General features: G+C 59.6%; 15 protein-coding genes, 1 tRNA gene and 1 pseudogene. 14 read left to right on the plus strand and 3 right to left on the minus strand.

Going from position 1 to position 16,322, the window contains the following annotated elements; translation table 11 throughout:
- Positions 1–4 precede the first annotated feature (4 nt).
- The 8 genes from tolR to EC839_RS02685 all read left to right on the plus strand — a co-directional run bounded on the left by tolR (position 5) and on the right by EC839_RS02685 (position 5,798).
- A complete protein-coding gene (gene tolR / locus EC839_RS02650; protein WP_007160331.1) occupies positions 5–451 on the plus strand; it encodes a protein TolR in 447 nt (148 codons plus the stop codon).
- Positions 451–1,554: a cell envelope integrity protein TolA gene (gene tolA / locus EC839_RS02655; protein WP_132832185.1), complete on the plus strand. Its 1,104-nt coding sequence runs from the start codon at positions 451–453 to the stop codon at positions 1,552–1,554. The genes tolR and tolA overlap by 1 nt, the downstream gene beginning before the upstream one ends.
- Positions 1,551–2,849 carry a Tol-Pal system beta propeller repeat protein TolB gene (gene tolB / locus EC839_RS02660; protein WP_027597944.1) on the plus strand — a complete coding sequence of 433 codons (1,299 nt, stop codon included), beginning with the start codon at positions 1,551–1,553 and terminating at the stop codon, positions 2,847–2,849. The genes tolA and tolB overlap by 4 nt, the downstream gene beginning before the upstream one ends.
- A 59-nt stretch (positions 2,850–2,908) precedes the next feature.
- Positions 2,909–3,430, plus strand: coding sequence for a peptidoglycan-associated lipoprotein Pal (gene pal, locus EC839_RS02665; protein ID WP_007160328.1), 522 nt, complete (start codon positions 2,909–2,911; stop codon positions 3,428–3,430).
- A 6-nt stretch (positions 3,431–3,436) separates the two neighbouring features.
- Entirely contained in the window at positions 3,437–4,264 is an 828-nt protein-coding gene (gene ybgF / locus EC839_RS02670; RefSeq protein WP_132832093.1) for a tol-pal system protein YbgF, read from the plus strand.
- A gap of 71 nt (positions 4,265–4,335) precedes the next feature.
- Entirely contained in the window at positions 4,336–4,986 is a 651-nt protein-coding gene (queE, locus tag EC839_RS02675; RefSeq protein ID WP_039975761.1) for a 7-carboxy-7-deazaguanine synthase QueE, read from the plus strand.
- A 2-nt stretch (positions 4,987–4,988) separates the two neighbouring features.
- A complete protein-coding gene (gene queC / locus EC839_RS02680) occupies positions 4,989–5,663 on the plus strand; it encodes a 7-cyano-7-deazaguanine synthase QueC (protein WP_132832094.1) in 675 nt (224 codons plus the stop codon).
- 59 nt (positions 5,664–5,722) lie between these two features.
- A tRNA-Lys gene (locus EC839_RS02685) sits at positions 5,723–5,798 on the plus strand.
- Positions 5,799–7,239: 1,441 nt separating this feature from the next.
- On the opposite strand, the pseudogene EC839_RS02690 reads toward EC839_RS02685, so the two are convergent.
- Positions 7,240–8,026 (minus strand): annotated as a pseudogene (locus EC839_RS02690) (SDR family NAD(P)-dependent oxidoreductase).
- Between the two features lie 71 nt (positions 8,027–8,097).
- On the opposite strand from EC839_RS02690, the gene EC839_RS24760 reads away from it, so the two are divergent.
- The 4 genes from EC839_RS24760 (at position 8,098) to EC839_RS02710 (ending at position 11,035) form a co-directional block, all read left to right on the plus strand.
- Entirely contained in the window at positions 8,098–8,304 is a 207-nt protein-coding gene (locus EC839_RS24760) for a LysR family transcriptional regulator (protein WP_305955925.1), read from the plus strand.
- A gap of 31 nt (positions 8,305–8,335) precedes the next feature.
- Entirely contained in the window at positions 8,336–8,659 is a 324-nt protein-coding gene (locus EC839_RS24765; RefSeq protein WP_132832095.1) for a hypothetical protein, read from the plus strand.
- A 40-nt stretch (positions 8,660–8,699) separates the two neighbouring features.
- Positions 8,700–8,891 (plus strand): hypothetical protein, encoded by a 192-nt coding sequence (locus EC839_RS24770; RefSeq protein ID WP_305955926.1) that lies wholly within the window; start codon positions 8,700–8,702, stop codon positions 8,889–8,891.
- A gap of 191 nt (positions 8,892–9,082) precedes the next feature.
- Positions 9,083–11,035 (plus strand): tyrosine-protein phosphatase, encoded by a 1,953-nt coding sequence (locus EC839_RS02710; RefSeq protein ID WP_132832096.1) that lies wholly within the window; start codon positions 9,083–9,085, stop codon positions 11,033–11,035.
- 65 nt (positions 11,036–11,100) lie between these two features.
- On the opposite strand, the gene EC839_RS02715 is transcribed toward EC839_RS02710, so the two are convergent.
- Entirely contained in the window at positions 11,101–12,081 is a 981-nt protein-coding gene (locus EC839_RS02715; RefSeq protein ID WP_132832097.1) for a helix-turn-helix transcriptional regulator, read from the minus strand.
- A gap of 924 nt (positions 12,082–13,005) precedes the next feature.
- Positions 13,006–14,997: a bifunctional diguanylate cyclase/phosphodiesterase gene (locus EC839_RS02725; RefSeq protein ID WP_132832099.1), complete on the minus strand. Its 1,992-nt coding sequence runs from the start codon at positions 14,995–14,997 to the stop codon at positions 13,006–13,008.
- Between the two features lie 328 nt (positions 14,998–15,325).
- Here EC839_RS02725 and EC839_RS02730 point away from each other — a divergent pair, with 328 nt between their 5' ends.
- Entirely contained in the window at positions 15,326–15,568 is a 243-nt protein-coding gene (locus EC839_RS02730; RefSeq protein WP_256680905.1) for a DUF1654 domain-containing protein, read from the plus strand.
- A 70-nt stretch (positions 15,569–15,638) separates the two neighbouring features.
- On the plus strand, positions 15,639–16,169 hold the full coding sequence (locus EC839_RS02735) for a GNAT family N-acetyltransferase (RefSeq protein WP_177416669.1): 531 nt from the start codon (positions 15,639–15,641) through the stop codon (positions 16,167–16,169).
- The last annotated feature ends 153 nt before the right edge of the window (positions 16,170–16,322 follow it).

Below are 16,322 nucleotides of genomic sequence, written 5' to 3' on the forward strand. Positions count from 1 at the left end.
TCCCATGGTCCCTCGCCGCCAGAAACGCAAGCCCGTCGCCGAGATGAACGTGGTGCCCTACATCGACGTGATGTTGGTGCTCCTCGTCATCTTCATGGTGACGGCGCCCATGCTCAACCAGGGCGTGAAGGTCGACCTGCCCAAGGTCGACAGTCAGGCCCTGCCGCAGGACAACGACAAGCAGATCCTCACCGTCTCGGTGAAAGCCGACGGTACCTACTACTGGAACGTCGGTTCCGAAGTGGATACCGATCAGAAGGCCAAGTCCTCCACCGCGGTTTCCCTGCCGCAGCTGAGTCAGCAGGTCGGTGCCATCATGCGTCAGCGTGCGGACACCCAGGTGTTCATCCGCGGTGACAAGGCCGCCAACTATGGTGTCGTCGCCGGCGCCATGGGTGCCTTGCAACAGGCCGGCGTCCCCAACGTCGGGTTGATTACCGAGGCGCCTTGATGCGACACCGCGAGCGTTCGTCGTCCGAAAGTTATTTCTGGCCGGTCATCTGGGCAGTCGCCCTGCATGTGCTGATCTTCGGCCTGCTGTTTGTCAGCTTCGCCTTCACCCCTGAATTGCCCCAGTCGCGTCCGGTCGTCCAGGCGACCCTGGTCCAGCTCAAATCCAAGAGTTCGGCGCAGGTGCAGACCGAGCAGAAGCTGGCAGGGGAGGCGAAGAAGACCGCGGCCAAACAGTACGAGCAGGAACAACTGGAGCAGCGTCGTCAGCAACAGGAAGCCCAGCGTGAAGCGGCGGCGGCCAAGGCGGCTCAGCAACAGAAGGAAGCCCAGCAACAGGCCGCGGAACAAAAGAAAGCCGACGATGCTCGAAAGGCGCAGCAAGCGGAAGCGGCGGCCAAAGCCGCCGAAGCCAAGGCTGAGGCCGAGAAACAGTCCGAGGCCGCCAAGGCGGCTGCGGAAGCCAAGCAGGCGGCCGAGCAGAAGAGGCAGGCGGACATCGCCAAGAAGAAAGCCGACGAAGCGGCCAAGCAGAAAGCGGCCGAGGAAGCGGCGAAGAAGGCTGCAGCAGAGGCAGCCAAGCAGAAGTCGGCCGAAGAAGCCAAGCAGAAGGCTGCTGCCGAAGCGGCCAAGAAAGAAGCTGCTGCGGAGGCCGCCAAGAAGAAAGCGGCGGACGACGCCAAGAAGAAGGCTGCCCAGGCGGCTGCGCGCAAGGCGGCGGAAGACAAGAAGGCGCAGGCCCTGGCCGAATTGCTGTCCGATGATACCCAGCGGCAGCAGGCACTGGCCGAAGAGCAGGGCGACGAGGTGGCATCCAGCTTCGATGACCTGATCGTGCGGCTGGTCAGCGAGCAGTGGACGCGTCCGCAGTCGGCGCGCAACGGCATGAGTGTCGAGGTGCAGATCAACATGCTGCCGGACGGCACCATCACCAGCGCGACGGTGACCCGCTCCAGTGGCAACAAGGAATTCGATAATTCAGCGGTATCGGCCGTGCGTAACGTCGGTCGTATCCGTGAGCTGCAGCAGCTGGATCGCAAGACCTTCGATCAGCTGTACCGTCAGCGCCGCATGATCTTCAAACCGGAGGACCTGAGTCTGTGAACACCCTGATCCGTTACATCCTGCTGGGCCTGGTCCTGGTGGTGGGCTCCGCCCAGGCGGCCGATCCGCTGGTGATTTCCAGCGGTAGTGATCGCGCCATCCCGATCGCCGTCGTGCCCTTCGGGTGGCAGGGTGGTCAGCCACTGCCGGAAGACCTGGCCAACATCGTCAGCGACGACCTGCGCAATTCCGGGGTGTTCTCGCCAATTCCGCGCCAGAACATGCTGAGCCAACCGAGCCAGGCCAGCGAAGTCATCTTCCGTGACTGGAAGGCCCTGGGTGCCAACTACGTGCTGGTGGGCAACATCGTGCCCAACGGCGGTCGTCTGCAGATCAACTACGCCCTGTTCAACGTTTCCACCGAACAGCAGGTCCTGACCGGCAACGTCGGCGGCGGCACCGATCAGCTGCGCGACATGGCCCACTTCATCTCCGACCAGGCCTATGAAAAGCTGACCGGCGTGAAGGGTGCCTTCTCGACGCGCATCCTCTATGTGACCGCCGAGCGCTTCTCCGCCACCAACACCCGTTACACCCTGCAGCGCGCCGACTATGATGGTGCCCGTGCCGTTACCCTGCTGCAGTCGCGCGAGCCGATCCTGTCGCCGCGTTTCGCGCCGGATGGCAAGCGGATCGCCTACGTCTCCTTCGAGCAGCAGCGCCCGCGCATCTTCATGCAGTACATCGATACCGGCCGCCGCGAGCAGCTGACCAACTTCGAAGGCCTGAATGGCGCGCCGGCGTTTTCGCCCGATGGCAATCGCCTGGCCTTCGTGCTGTCCAAGGACGGCAACCCCGAGATATACGTGATGGATCTGGGCTCCCGTGCCATTCGTCGTGTGACGAATGACTCGGCCATCGATACCGAGCCCTTCTGGGGCAAGGATGGCCAGACCATCTATTTCACCTCCGACCGTTCCGGCAAACCGCAGATCTACAAGACCAACGCCAATGGCGGGGGTGCTGAGCGCGTGACTTTCGTCGGTAACTACAACGCCAACCCGAAACTTTCGGCGGATGAAAAGACCCTGGTCATGGTGCATCGCCAGGAAGGTTTCACCAACTTCCAGATCGCTGCGCAAGACCTCCAGCGCGGCTCTGTGCGGGTACTTTCCAACACCAGCCTCAACGATTCGCCCACTGTTGCGCCCAATGGCACCATGCTAATCTACGCCACCCGCCAGCAGGACCGAGGCGTCCTGATGCTTGTCTCCATCAATGGTCGCGTCCGGATTCCCATTCCCACCGCCCAGGGTGACGTGCGCGAGCCTTCCTGGTCTCCTTACCTGAACTGACGGCTAATTAGAAAAGTCCCTAGTTACACCAACATTGCGGTTCTTTTAGGAGTTACATGATGGAAATGCTGAAATTCGGCAAGTTCGCTGCACTGGCTCTGGCCATGGCCGTGGCCGTGGGCTGTTCCTCCAAGGGCGGCGACGCCTCCGGTGAAGGCGCTGGTGCTGGCGCTGGCGCCGGTGCTGTCGACCCGAACGCTGGCTATGGCGCCAACTCGGGTGCCGTCGACGGCAGCATGGGCGACGAAGCCGCTCTGCGCGCCATCACCACCTTCTACTTCGAGTACGACAGCTCCGACCTGAAGCCGGAAGCCATGCGCGCTCTGGACGTTCACGCTCGCGACCTGAAGGCCAGCGGCCAGCGCGTCGTTCTGGAAGGCAACACCGACGAACGCGGTACCCGCGAGTACAACCTGGCGCTGGGCGAGCGTCGTGCCAAGGCCGTTCAGCGCTACCTGGTGCTGCAGGGCGTGTCCCCGGCTCAGCTGGAGCTGGTTTCCTACGGTAAAGAGCGTCCGGTTGCCGTCGGTCACGACGAAGCTTCCTGGGCTCAGAACCGTCGCGTCGAGCTGAAGAAGTAATAAACGATGTCCAAGCGCCTGCAGTTCTTGATCGCCCTGACCCTCGGTGTACCGGTTGTCGCCGTTGCTCAGGTTCCCGTACAGGATGGTAGCTATGGCGTTGCCCAGTCCGCTGGGCAAGGCTATGGCAACGCAGGCGCGGCCAGTGCCGGAAACGGGGCTCCCGTTTCCGGCATGGGTCAACTGTTCATGCAGTTGCAACAGATGCAGGACGATATCGCTCGCCTGCGTGGCCAGGTCGAGGTTCAGGAAAACGAGATCCGCCAGCTCAAGCAGGAAGGATTGGATCGTTACCAGGATCTGGACGGCCGTATCTCCCAGCTTTCTTCCGCGCCTGCCAATGCAGGTGGCGGGGCCGCTGCCGGTGCCGCCCAGGGTGGCGCCATCGCGGCCAACAACGCGCCGACGCCGCCTGCTTCCGCAGGGGCACCGGCTGCCAGCAGTGAGCCGGGCGATCCGGCGAAGGAAAAGCTGTACTACGACGCTGCCTTCGATCTGATCAAGGCCAAGGACTTCGACAAGGCCAGCCAGGCATTCAATGCCTTCCTGCGCAAGTATCCCAACAGCCAGTATGCGGGCAACGCCCAGTACTGGCTGGGTGAAGTGAATCTGGCCAAGGGCGATCTGCAGGCTGCTGGCCAGGCCTTCGCCAAGGTCAGTCAGGCCTATCCCACCAGCAACAAGGTGCCGGATTCGCTGTACAAACTGGGTGGCGTCGAGCAGAAGCTCGGCCGCACCGATCGGGCCAAGGGCATGTACCAGCAGGTCATCAGCCAGTATCCCGGAACCTCCGCTGCGCAACTGGCGCAGCGGGATCTGAAAAGCCTGCCCTAGCGCAGGCTTTTTTCTTCTATCTACCGCAACGGAGGCGGATGGCCTGTGTAGCCGTCACGCCCGTGGCTTCCATGCAAAAAGATACGCTACGTCTTACCGAGATTTTCTATTCGCTCCAGGGTGAAGCCCGTACCGCCGGTCTTCCTACCGTCTTCGTCCGGCTCACCGGCTGCCCCTTGCGCTGCCACTATTGCGACACCGCCTATGCCTTCACCGGCGGCGAGATCCACCACCTCGATGCCATCCTGGAGCAGGTCGCCAGCTACCGCCCGCGACACATCTGCGTGACCGGCGGCGAACCGCTGGCCCAGCCCAACTGCCTCAAGCTGCTCGAACAGCTGTGTGATGCCGGCTACGAGGTGTCCCTGGAAACCAGTGGCGCCCTGGATGTCAGTGGCGTGGACGGGCGTGTCAGCAAGGTCGTCGACCTCAAGACGCCGGGCTCGGGGGAGGTGGGGCGCAACCTGTACGCCAACCTCGACCACCTGACGCCCAACGATCAGGTCAAGTTCGTCATCTGCTCCCGCGAGGACTACGACTGGGCCGTCTCCAAGCTGATCGAGTATCGCCTGGAGCAGCGTGCGGGCGAGGTGCTGTTCTCGCCCAGCCATGGCCAGGTGGTGCCGCGTGAGCTGGCAGAGTGGATCGTGGCGGACAACCTGCCAGTGCGCTTCCAGCTGCAGCTGCACAAGATTCTCTGGAACGACGAACCGGGACACTGAGCATGAGTCAGCCTAAAGCGGTCATCCTTCTTTCCGGCGGCCTTGATTCCGCCACCATCGTCGCCATGGCCAGGGCCCAGGGCTTCGCCTGCTACACCATGAGCTTCGACTACGGCCAACGCCACCGAGCCGAGCTGCAAGCCGCTGAACGCGTGGCGAGCCAGCTGGGCGTCGTCGAGCACAAGGTGATCGGCCTGGATCTCAATGGCATCGGCGGCTCGGCGCTCACCGACCCGGACATCGCCGTCCCGGAGACCCCGGGCGAGGGCATCCCTGTCACCTACGTGCCGGCACGCAATACCGTGTTCCTGTCGCTGGCCCTGGGCTGGGCCGAGGTGCTCGGCGCTCGTCATCTCTTCATCGGGGTGAACGCGGTGGACTATTCCGGCTATCCGGATTGCCGGCCGGAGTTCGTCGAAGCCTTCGAGCGCCTGGCCAATCTTGCCACCAAGGCCGGTGTGGAAGGGGATACCTTCAAGATCGAAGCCCCGCTGCAGTTCCTTTCCAAGGCACAGATCGTCCAGGCTGGCAGCCAGCTTGGCGTGGACTACGCCCTGACCGTCTCCTGCTATCAGGCCGATGATGAAGGCCAGGCCTGCGGTCGCTGTGACAGCTGCCGCCTGCGCGCCGAAGGGTTCAAGGCGGCGGGAATTTCCGACCCTACGCGCTACCGGTAAAAAAATTTATCTAGGGTGTTGATTATCCTGAGAAAATCGCTAGAATGGCGGCCACTAACGGGTCGTTAGCTCAGTCGGTAGAGCAGTTGGCTTTTAACCAATTGGTCGTAGGTTCGAATCCCACACGACCCACCATCTTCACCAGAAACCCTCCGCAATGGAGGGTTTTTGCGTTTTCCCCAGCTCAGACAAGCAGCCGTCTGGGGCGGAATCTAGCCTCGCGGGCTGATGATGTCAAACTGAATCAACTGGCACCCGGAGCCTGGCACAACCTGGTCTAGGTGCCATTTCGCTTTGTATTCCGTTGCTCAGCTATCCACGTCTTACTACCGCTGTAGGCGGTCGTGCCCCGTTGCTGATCCATTCTGTGAGCTGATCGAACGCTTCTAGCGTGGAGGGTCCGGAGATGCTCCTCGGTTGCTGAAAGGGTAGGGAAAGGGGTGGCTTAGGTGGATCCAGTCGCTGTTCCTGGTGTTGCCGCGCGCTGTAATCCACTCGAGCGATCAGGCTCCTCGGTACCTTATCGGCACGTTCTTCGAGGACATAACGCATCTGGTGTGGATCCGTCTCGATGTATTCCATCGTGGTAGCGATAGTAATTTTTCCTGCCTGGCGCACACTTGGCATCATTGTTCTTTCAATGTCGGTTTCGGTTTGCCGCAGATATCGCATCTGTATGATAGACATAACTCCAAGGGCGAAAACGATCGCAACTAAAATAGAAAAGATGCAATATGACCGTGGACCAACTCTGAGTGCGCATATGAGCATGATATTGATCATGTAAAGGGAGTGGTTTCGGTAGACACAAGCGCTGCTTGTGTTACTCGATGGTGAGATGGGAGCCTTAAGAAATGCTTAAGGCATAAGCTGTCGTATGACAACCTGTATAGAATCTATGATTCTTGCAATAAGTATTTCTACGATTTATGTGTTTAATTTTTCTCCCACATAAATATCTTCCAAAAAAATGCTATGCGGGATGTCCTTTATTTATTCGCTGCTGGGGTTGTTTGATGTGTGTGTGAGTCGGATTACAGTTGATGAGACTTCGCAATCTAGTTTTAAAAAGGAGTACTAGTGATGAATTGGTGAGTTGTATAGGGGCTGGCTGATACCAACTAAGAAAAGAGGCGCTTTAGGCGCTAGAGCTGACGCAGGCTGTCGAGCATGCAGCCGTTGGGATCAAAGATCAGGATCCTGACGTCGGCTGCCCTGCCAGACCGAGCACCCGTATGGTCTCAGACATGAAGCCTTCTTCGCGTTGCTCGGCTTGCAGGACTGAAGTCCGAACACTTCAAGCTGGTTCAGGTGTTCATCCGTCCAAGGCGTACCGTGCAGCTTGGAGCCGACGGCATCGCTGTCTGGTATTGTGAAGCTCTCGAACATTAGTTGCTGGGTGTCAGTATGCTGCAACAGGTCCTGCAGATCGTCCCATTCGTCATCGGCCAGATGAGACGAGGTTAGTCGCCGACGCGGGCTAAAAGCGCGTCACGTTAGGCGTTCCAGTTTTGCATAATGATATTTATCTTACGATCTAGAAAGGGGCGCCTGCCTGGGCGGGTGCCATTCAGGCTTAGTTGCGGCCTGCCATGACGCCACCATTCGACATCCCAAACGGCGCCATTGACCCAGCTCGCGTTCTCGGACAGTAGGAAGACCACCGCTTCGGAGACGTCTTCCGGCGTACCTACTCGGCCAATCGGGTGGAAGCTGTTGAAGCCCTGAAGCCCTGAAGCCCTGAAGCGCGGAAGGGATTTCAGCCTTGGGAATGAAGCCTTCGCAGATCGGCGTCTGAACCATGGCAGGCAAATCGGCATTAACCCGGATGTGCTTGGCATCGAGTTCCACGGCCAGATGCTGGGTCAGCGAATGCAAACTGGCCCTGGCCATGGGATAGGCAGAATAGGGCGTGGTGGCGATCGCCTGCTCGGCCCACATCGAATCGATGTTGCCGACGGCGCCGGACCGACCTTTGGTGACCGGAATGGCAACGACTTTCTGGGTGATGAAGAAGGTCGCTTTGTTCAGTTGCGTGTACTGGTTATAGTCCGCGTCCTAGTGCTCTAGGAAGGGTTTGGGGGAAAAACACCCTGGCAGCGTTGACCAGCATATCCACATCCGTGCTGATCGATCTCACGCAACAGGTCGGTCAGGCCCTGAGCGGTCGTTAGATTGGCCACGAGAGCACTGATGGTGTCCAAAGTTTCCAGTTCCTGACGCGTCTGCTCGGTTTTTTCCGAGCGGCTCCCCACGATGACAACGCTACCGCCTTGCTCTAGCACCAGGCGGGCTGTCTGCAGACCCATATCCCTTGTATCACCGATAACCAGCCGCTTCTCACCTTGGATTTGCTTGCTCATAAGACACCTCGAAGCATGGGAGAGATTGATGCAGTGGCACGTCAGCTCTCCGGTTCATTCGTAGTAGCGAACTGAGCGCCCGCCATCAAAGCTTTTCTGCTGCCGCCAGCGAGTTCAGTGTCACGCCGGCCGCGGTCGGCCAGATGATCAGGACGCTTGAACGATGGCTGGGTACCGCGCTGTTTCATCGCAGCATCTCGGGGAAGGTGAGATTGATAGCTACAGAGGCATCGGAGGCGGCATTGCCTGATATTCAGGCAGGCTTGGAGCGGCTCTAACTGGGGCTCGAACGATTGAAGGAAAACACCTATGGGGGGGTTCTGGCTGTGCGGTCAGTCCTGTTTTGCCGTCAAATGGCTACTTCCGCATATCGATATCGGCGTGCGGTATGGCGGCGCCAGTTGGCCTGGGGTGATTGCCGAAAAGTGGCTGGATGAAGACGTGTATCCAAATTGCACACCGGCGCTGGTGGCAGCGCAGACCGATCTGCAGCGGCCAATCGACCAGGCAAAGCACACGTTGATTCACGATTTGTCCATGGATAGTCAAAGCGGTTTCACGACCTGGGGGACTTGGTTTGAAAGCGTCACCGGAAAGAAGCTGACCGTGGAGCGCGGGCTGAAGGATCAATAATTCGGCGGCGGTACTGCAGGTCGTCATTGATGGACAAGGGATCGCGCTCGCCCGTGGTGTCATGGCGCAGGACGATTTGGCTGCCGGTCGGCCGATACGACTACTTCCGGACGTAAATTTCGCATCGCCGCTGGCCTACTACATCGTTTATCGCCCTGACGGCAGCGATCGCGCGAAGGTGAAAGCCTTTCGGGACTGGATGTTCGGATGCGCTTTCTACCCAACGGTGTGAGCTTTGACGGTTAAAATTTGCTGGGCATTCTTTCGATGAAGATCACGGCCTAGCGTCGGCGAATTCCATGGACACAGAGCGCAGCCTATGGACAGATTGCGCCCCTCTTTCAGTGAGGCGCGGAACTGTAACATTCGGATCCTGATTGGCGCCGATAGTAGCCCTGCCATTCCGCTCAAAGAGGCTATATCGTGTTCCATCGTCCTTTGCTTTCTGCGTCCGCTGTAGGTTTGTCGCTGCTCAGCCTCTCCATAGCCTGCGCCCATGCGGCTGAGGCCTATACCCTGAACACGCCACGGCTGACTGGCATCGACAACTTCCGCGATATTGCTGGTACGACTAATGCGTATCTCACCAGCACGACGGGCTTGGTCAACAACGGCGTAATGCGTTCAGGCGTATTCTATCGGTCTAATGCCTTGACACCTAAGGGCTCTGATCTGGCACTTCTGAATGGCTTGGGTATCGGCAAGGTGTTCGACCTGCGCACCGGTAGCGAGATTGCTGCTACACCGGACACCCTGCCGGCCGGTTCTGCATATCACAATATCGATATTATCGGCGGGATCACGTCTGGGACTAATCTCACTCGAATCTCTTTCAACAATTCGGCTGAAGCCGTAGCCTGGATGAAGGAAACCAATCGCGCCTTTGTCAGTGATGCTGGCGTGCGCGACCAATTTGCAAAGTTGTTCAACGAGTTGGCCGCTGCCAACAGCCCCGTGCTATTCCATTGCACTGCAGGAAAGGATCGCACTGGCTGGGCCACGGCCGTGTTGCAGAGCATTGCCGGGGTGAACAGCCAGACAATCATGGACGACTACTTGGCTACCAATGATTACTCTGCAACCCGAATCAAAGCGACTATCGCGAAGATGCCTGCTGCCATAGCGGCCATCTACGAACCGCTTATCGGCGTCCAGTCCAGTTATCTGCTAGCGAGTTTCGACGAGGTAGCCAACAAGTATGGCAGTATGGATAATTATCTTAAGGAAGGCCTGGGCCTATCTCAGGAAACCATCTACGTATTGCGTGGCAAGATGGTCTACTACAGCAGCCTTCCAAGTACCTTTGGTCTGTCGGGTAACGCGGCTGCTGGTGCCCAATTGCTTGGCCAACTGCAGAACAGCAGTCTGTCTGGGGCCTATACCGCCTACAACTATTATCTGCAGTCAGCCATGGATGCTGGCACTCTTGGTGGCGTCGAGTCTACCGTCGGTGGTCAGGCGCATGCTGATGCAACCAGTTATCTGCTCAGACAAGACGCCTTGATTGATCGCGCCGTTGCGCCCTACGCCAGAGGCTTCGACCTGAAGCCAGGGCAGACCCGTCTGTGGAGTACCGCGCTGGCGGGCTATCAAGGTAATTCTTCTACCTCCGGCGCGCAAAGCAGCAACGAACACACCCAAAGCATGCTGATCGGTTTGACGCAGCGATTCTCCGATCAGCTCAGCAGTAACCTCGGTTTCGGCTACAGCCGGGGTAGCATTGGGGCTGCGAGCGGTGAAGTGGATACCTATAGGACCTTTATTCGTGGCGGCACGCGATTCGCGCTCAATAGTCTCGAACAGGGCCCTTTCGCCGATGCCGACCTCAGCTACGGTTGGTTGGATTACGACAGTAGGCGCGAGATCGGCGGTGGTCTTGGCAGGGCCGTGGGTGACACTAAAGGCAGGCTTGGTAGCGCAAGCGTCGCGCTGGGTTATCGTACGGCGGTCTCCAAGCTGACCCTGGAGCCGAGCATTGGCTTTCGCTACAGCCATCTGCATCTGGACGGTTTCCGGGAAAGGGGCAGCGAGGTGGCATTGAGCATCGACGATATCAGTAAAAGTCGCCGAAGCGCATACGCCAATCTCAAGGTCTCCTTTGCTCCCCTGCCGCTGGGGAGCGGCTGGCAGCTGGTACCGGGTCTGGACGTCGGCTATGACCACGCCTTGGGCGGCTATCATGTCGACAGTAGCGGCGAATTGTTGGAATTGGCTGTTTCCCAGCGTGCCGTTTTCGACCAGCGTGACCAATTCAACGGCGCCTTCAATCTCACTGCCAGCCAGGGTCCCTTCAGCCTGGGTGCTGAAGTCAACGCATTGGGTGGCGGTGGTAGTCATGGTTCCAGTGGCAGTCTGAAGGCCAGCTTTCTGTTCTGATCCAGCGCCTCTGCTCATCCGGCCAACAGCGATTCAACGTGACGGGCCGGAGTAGGGCGGCCTGTTCATCTGCGTCTATTGAGACCATCACGCAGTTGGGCAGGACTAAGCCCGAAGGCATTCTGAAAGTACTGGCAGAAGCGTCCGGCATTAGTGAAGCCAAGGGCAAGAGAGACGTCAGCTACAGAAGAGGTATTACCCTGCTGGATCATCTCGTAGGCGCGCTGCAGTCGTACCTGTCGTTGGTAAGCGCTGATCGAGGTACCAAGGAACCGTCGGAATCCCTCCTGAAGTGCTCGTTGGCTAACATTGCAGAGTTCGGCCAATTCGCTGCCGCTGATTAATATTTCAGGATATGCCTGAAGATAGTCCATGGCCCTCTTTACATGGCGCGGAGCTATCAGCGGAAATGGGCGTTTTAGCTCCTCGGTATAGTTATGTGGCCAGACATCCAGGACGGCATCCACCAACATTTCCTGCAGGCGTATCGGCAGTAGAGCGCTATTGCCGATAAGACGGTAGAAATCGCTGTCAGTGGCCATGCTGACTATTGCCTTGATACCGTGGAAGGCTTCGATCTTGAGGTCAATGCTGCGTTGGAATCGTACCGGCTGGATAATCGGCCGTTCTAGAAGCCTCGACAAACGCCGTGTAAGCAATGAGCGGTGTACCGAGAAGCCATGGTGTGAGTGGTTGTCGATGAAACCCAATGAACGTAGCGCCATCTTCTCAAGGGCCAAACCGAAATGTGCTGTTCCAATCGTTTCGCCGTGCTGCTCCAAGATGACACGACCGGTGCTGGGAAAGATGAAGGTGATCTCATCACCCATATCAGGTAGCTCGGTGATCAGATCGCTGCAAAAGCTAAGGCGACGGAAGCTGAATCCTTCGTAACGACCATAGACCCCGGTAATGACAATAGGATGCCGTAGAGGGGGAGGAGGGTTACCGAACATCCGGCGGAATAGAGTACCAAATTCATCCGCTTCCAGATTTTCAGAACGGATAAGAAATGCCTTGGGTGCGTTACTTGGTTCTACTTTCATCAACCGTCTTCAGGCAGCGTCGAGAGCGAAGTGCGCCGCTACGTTAGACGAGTATGATTACAACTTGGTGATGGCTAAAAGCTAGTATCTCGGTACCTGCTTGAAGCCTGTCCCACCTCATCGGCGTTTCCGCCCGGAGGTTTACCGAGTCTTCATCGAAAATTCCGCCAACCGGTTCGGGATGTCCTAGATCCAGGAGCCATGGGCGTTTTCAGCGGTAAACGACCATTAAATCCGCGTAGTTACACCTGGAGTGGCTTCTCTGCGGGCTGATGTTGCGTCCTGCTGGCGCCATAAGGCGATGAGTGCCACCGGCTTGTGCGGAGAACGTAGTCCGGATTTGGAATCGCAAATGTTGAAGCCAAGGAAGATGGTGGCAATTGGCTATTGGGACAGGTAAGGTTAATGACCTTAACGTCTGCCTCCGCCATCCTGGTGCCTCCTCAGTAGCTTCTCGCACGTATGACCGCCTCTCGAAGACCAACCCGCGGTGCAGGCCGTACCGCCAAGCCTGATTCACTCCGCGCTGCCCATGAGCAGATCACCCGTAACAACGGCACACTGGCCGACATCGCCGACCTAATCGAGATGGAGGGCAAGACCAGGCTCGAGCGTCAGCAGCCTGCCCAGCCCACGCGATCCCGTTCGGAAGCCGGCAGCCCTACCGGCACGCCTGAAAGGAAGGTGGTCGGAGAGGGCAGCCGTGGCCATTTCCTCGTACAGCCGGTGTTCGGAATACCTCTGGTGGCGTTACTGGTCTGTGCCCTGATCCTGGGCGCTGCGGTGGGGGTACCGCTCGGCGTGGTCACCTACGGGACCGCGCTCTACACGGCGGTACTGGATAGCCTGGCGATCCTCTAAACGGGCCGGTGGCCGCTCTGCGGGCTGCCGTCATGGGGCGAGCAGGCGGGCAGCGGCCGTGTCTCAGGCTTCCAAGGACGCCATCAGCTGGAGTTCCTGACCGCTCGGAGCAGCCGCGGGCTTGCCCAGCAGATAGCCCTGGGCAAGCCGGACACCCAGCTGTTGCAGCAGCGCCAGTTGCTCCGGGGTTTCCACGCCTTCGCAGAGCACCTCCAGCTTCATGGCCTTGCCCAGCAGCAGCAGGGAGGTCAGCACCTCGCCACGCTGTTCCTCATCCTGGATCGCCAGGATCCGGCGATCGATCTTGATCAGCTGGAAGGGCAGTTCGAGGATGGGGCCCAGACCGGCAAAGCCGCTACCGAAGTCATCCAGGGCCATGCGGATGCCCAGCAGCTGGAGGAGGGCGAAGGATTGGCGGGTCCGGGTATCTATGACCAGTTCCACCCCTTCGGTGACTTCCAGCACCAGGCGGTTGGGCGCCAGGCGCGAGAGTCTGAGCGCCGCGGACACCCGCTCGTGCAGCATGGGATCGGCGAATTGCAGCGGCGAAAGATTGATGGAAACACTCAGCTGCGAGGGCCATTGACTGGCCGCGAGACAGGCCTCCTTCACTACCCATTCGCCCAGGGCGATGATGAAGTTGCCCTGTTCGGCCAGCGGGATGAAGACCTCGGGCGAGACCAGGCCCAAGGTCGGGTGCTGCCAGCGCAGCAGCGCCTCGTAACCCGTCACCTGCCTGGGCTCGACGCGATAGATGGGTTGGTAGTGCAGCAGGAATTCGTTGTTCACCAGCCCCTTGCGGACATCCTCCGGCGTGAGCAGTTCGGCATGGTCCAGGGGTGCGCCGAGGATGGCATCGATGCCGCCTTCGAACACCCGGTCACGGCCATCACGCTTGGCGCGATAGAGGGCGCGATCCGCACAATCCAGCAGGTCCTCCGCGGTGCTCAGACCGGCAAGACCGCTGCGGGCGATGCCGATGCTGACGGTGACCTGGGTCTTGTCATCCTGGCGTCCCTGGTGCGGGATCTGCAGGTCGCGAACGCGTTGCAGGATGGCCTCGGCCACGTCCAGCGCGGCGGCCGGACCGATCCGGTCCAGGAGCACGACGAATTCCTCGCCGCCATAGCGACCGACCCTGTCACTCGGGCCCAACCCGATCGCCAGGGCCTTGGCCACGGTGCGCAGGCAATCATCCCCGGCAAGGTGGCCATAGTAGTCGTTGTAGCGCTTGAAGTGATCCACGTCGATCAGCAGCACGGCCCCCTGTTCGCCGGCCAGGCGCCGCTGCCAGAAGGCGTCCAGCAGAAGATGGAGCTGACGTCGATTGGCAAGGCCGGTGAGGGAATCCGTTTCCGAGAGGATCTGCAGATCCTGGTTGGCCGAATTGAGAGACGCCAGGCGGACTTCTTCACGCAGCTTGTAGAGATAGGATCGGCGCCCTTCGACGTTGAGCCAGTAACTGGCCAGCAACGAGAAGAATGCCATCACGATGGCGTTGGTCAACATCAGTCCGCCCACGATCGGTGACACCGGCGCTTCATGGACGGCAAGGGCGATAACCGCCAGGGCGAAGCCGTTGAACAGCAGGGCCGGGAGCAGCGGGCTCTTCATGCAGGTGTTGACGAAGGCCAGCATCAGCGGCCAGGTGAAGATGAACAGCGTCTGATTCATCTCACTGCCCGAGGGGCCGTTGATCACCAGGTTGTAGACCACCAGCAGACCTACATAGAAAGGCAGCAAGGCCAGGGCTTCGCGCCAGCGAACCGGGATTACCCGCAGCAGCACTACGACCAACAGCGCGAAGGGGGTCGCGATCCCTAGCATTTGCGCGGCAGCCCAGGGCATGGCGTCTTCCAGGAGAAGCCACCACCAGATTAGAAAGCTGTCATAGCTCAGGGTCCCGATCAGCAGGCAGCGGGTAAGGTGGCGACTGCGCTGCGCATGGATTTCCAGATTGAACAGTCGCTCCAGCACCGGTGCGAAGGACAGGGGCCCGACAGGACGAGCGAGCGTTTGATCGACGAGCCGACCCAGCTCTGGTGAGGTTTTCATAGGAGGCTCGGGAAGACGGTTAGACAGCAACGCCAGATGGCTGACGTGTAATGCCAATATGATGGCACTTTGTGACCGACCCCTTGATTGGAGATTCCCTGGAGAAGACCAGCGGTTGACCTGGACCGCCTGGCGGTTCGGTCCTTTCGGCTGCTGAGCAGCGAAACCACGCTAGTGCCTATCGGGGTCGATCAGCGCGCAAGGAACTGGCTTGGCGTGCCGCTACTGGCATCGTCGTTCGTACCACCGGTCCTGTAGGCTTGTGGCGACTTGCCAATTACTTTGGTCCTGAATACTGTATAAAAAAACAGCTATGGAGCCTGTGCCCATGGCCCAGAGCCATCCATCCCAGCTGACTTCCTACGACCGTCTGACGATGAGGGTCTCGCGGCTGGTCAACAACGCCCGCGGGGTCATCGACAGGCACGTCCATGTGGAGCGCCTGGAGGCGAGTAGCGAGGACTGGGAGCTGTTGCTCGAAGCCTTCGAGGAAACCGAGGGCCTGATCGTGGCCCATCGCGACGACGGCAGCATCGACCTGTTCTGGAAGGTCTGCTACGACGATTTCTGAGCGGAGGCGACAGGTTCGTCCAGCGCTTCCATCTCGGCTTCGTTAAGCGGACCGTTGATTGAAAATGAGGTTGGCAACGAACATCCAGCGTCTGGGCCCGGCCTGGGCTCCCGCCTACCGGCAACTGATGCTGGAGGCCTATGCCAGGCATCCGGAAGCCTTTACCTCCAGTCCCGCAGAGCGGGCAGGGCTGCCGCTCAGCTGGTGGGAGCGTCGTCTGCAGGAGGGTGACGGAGCAGGGGAATGGGTCTGGGGCGCGACCCAGGGCGCGGATCTGCTGGGTGTGGTAGGTCTGAGCCGCGAGACGCGGCAAAAGGCGCGGCACAAGGCGACCCTCTTCGGCCTGTACGTGCCCGATCGGCACCGGCGTCTGGGTCTGGCGAACGCTCTGCTTGGCGAGTTGCTGGCCCAGGCGACGACCTGGCCCGAACTCAGGGTCGTCCAACTCACGGTCACCGAGGGCAATCATGCCGCCCTGGCGCTGTACGAGCGTGCAGGCTTCAGCCTCTTCGGCAGGGAGCCGCTGGCGGTCGCCGTGGGGGATACCTTTTTCACCAAGCTGCACCTCTGGTGCGATCTGGACAGGTTGCGCGACGGATAGAACACACTCGCCGCTCGCCACACAGAAGGCATCTCTCCTGCTACGGCCTCCGGGTCGCGGCGCTAGGCTTTGTGAGATGTCGTAAAACTGCCTTCGAACCGCCGCCACATCGTCACATCGCCGCCCTAGGCTCGCCGCCCCAAGACCGCTTGT

The sequence above is a fragment of the Pseudomonas sp. JUb52 genome (assembly GCF_004341115.1).
GTDB classification, from domain to species: domain Bacteria; phylum Pseudomonadota; class Gammaproteobacteria; order Pseudomonadales; family Pseudomonadaceae; genus Chryseomonas; species Chryseomonas oryzihabitans.

What these genes read in the sequence shown, in the direction of transcription:
- tolR (WP_007160331.1), top strand. Translation starts at nt 5, where the DNA reads ATGGTCCCTCGCCGCCAGAAACGCAAGCCCGTCGCCGAGATGAACGTG.
- tolA (WP_132832185.1), top strand. Translation starts at nt 451, where the DNA reads ATGCGACACCGCGAGCGTTCGTCGTCCGAAAGTTATTTCTGGCCGGTC.
- pal (WP_007160328.1), top strand. Translation starts at nt 2,909, where the DNA reads ATGGAAATGCTGAAATTCGGCAAGTTCGCTGCACTGGCTCTGGCCATG.
- ybgF (WP_132832093.1), top strand. Translation starts at nt 3,437, where the DNA reads ATGTCCAAGCGCCTGCAGTTCTTGATCGCCCTGACCCTCGGTGTACCG.
- queE (WP_039975761.1), top strand. Translation starts at nt 4,336, where the DNA reads ATGCAAAAAGATACGCTACGTCTTACCGAGATTTTCTATTCGCTCCAG.
- queC (WP_132832094.1), top strand. Translation starts at nt 4,989, where the DNA reads ATGAGTCAGCCTAAAGCGGTCATCCTTCTTTCCGGCGGCCTTGATTCC.
- EC839_RS24765 (WP_132832095.1), top strand. Translation starts at nt 8,336, where the DNA reads ATGGGGGGGTTCTGGCTGTGCGGTCAGTCCTGTTTTGCCGTCAAATGG.
- EC839_RS02715 (WP_132832097.1), bottom strand. Translation starts at nt 12,081, where the DNA reads ATGAAAGTAGAACCAAGTAACGCACCCAAGGCATTTCTTATCCGTTCT.
- EC839_RS02725 (WP_132832099.1), bottom strand. Translation starts at nt 14,997, where the DNA reads ATGAAAACCTCACCAGAGCTGGGTCGGCTCGTCGATCAAACGCTCGCT.
- EC839_RS02730 (WP_256680905.1), top strand. Translation starts at nt 15,326, where the DNA reads ATGGCCCAGAGCCATCCATCCCAGCTGACTTCCTACGACCGTCTGACG.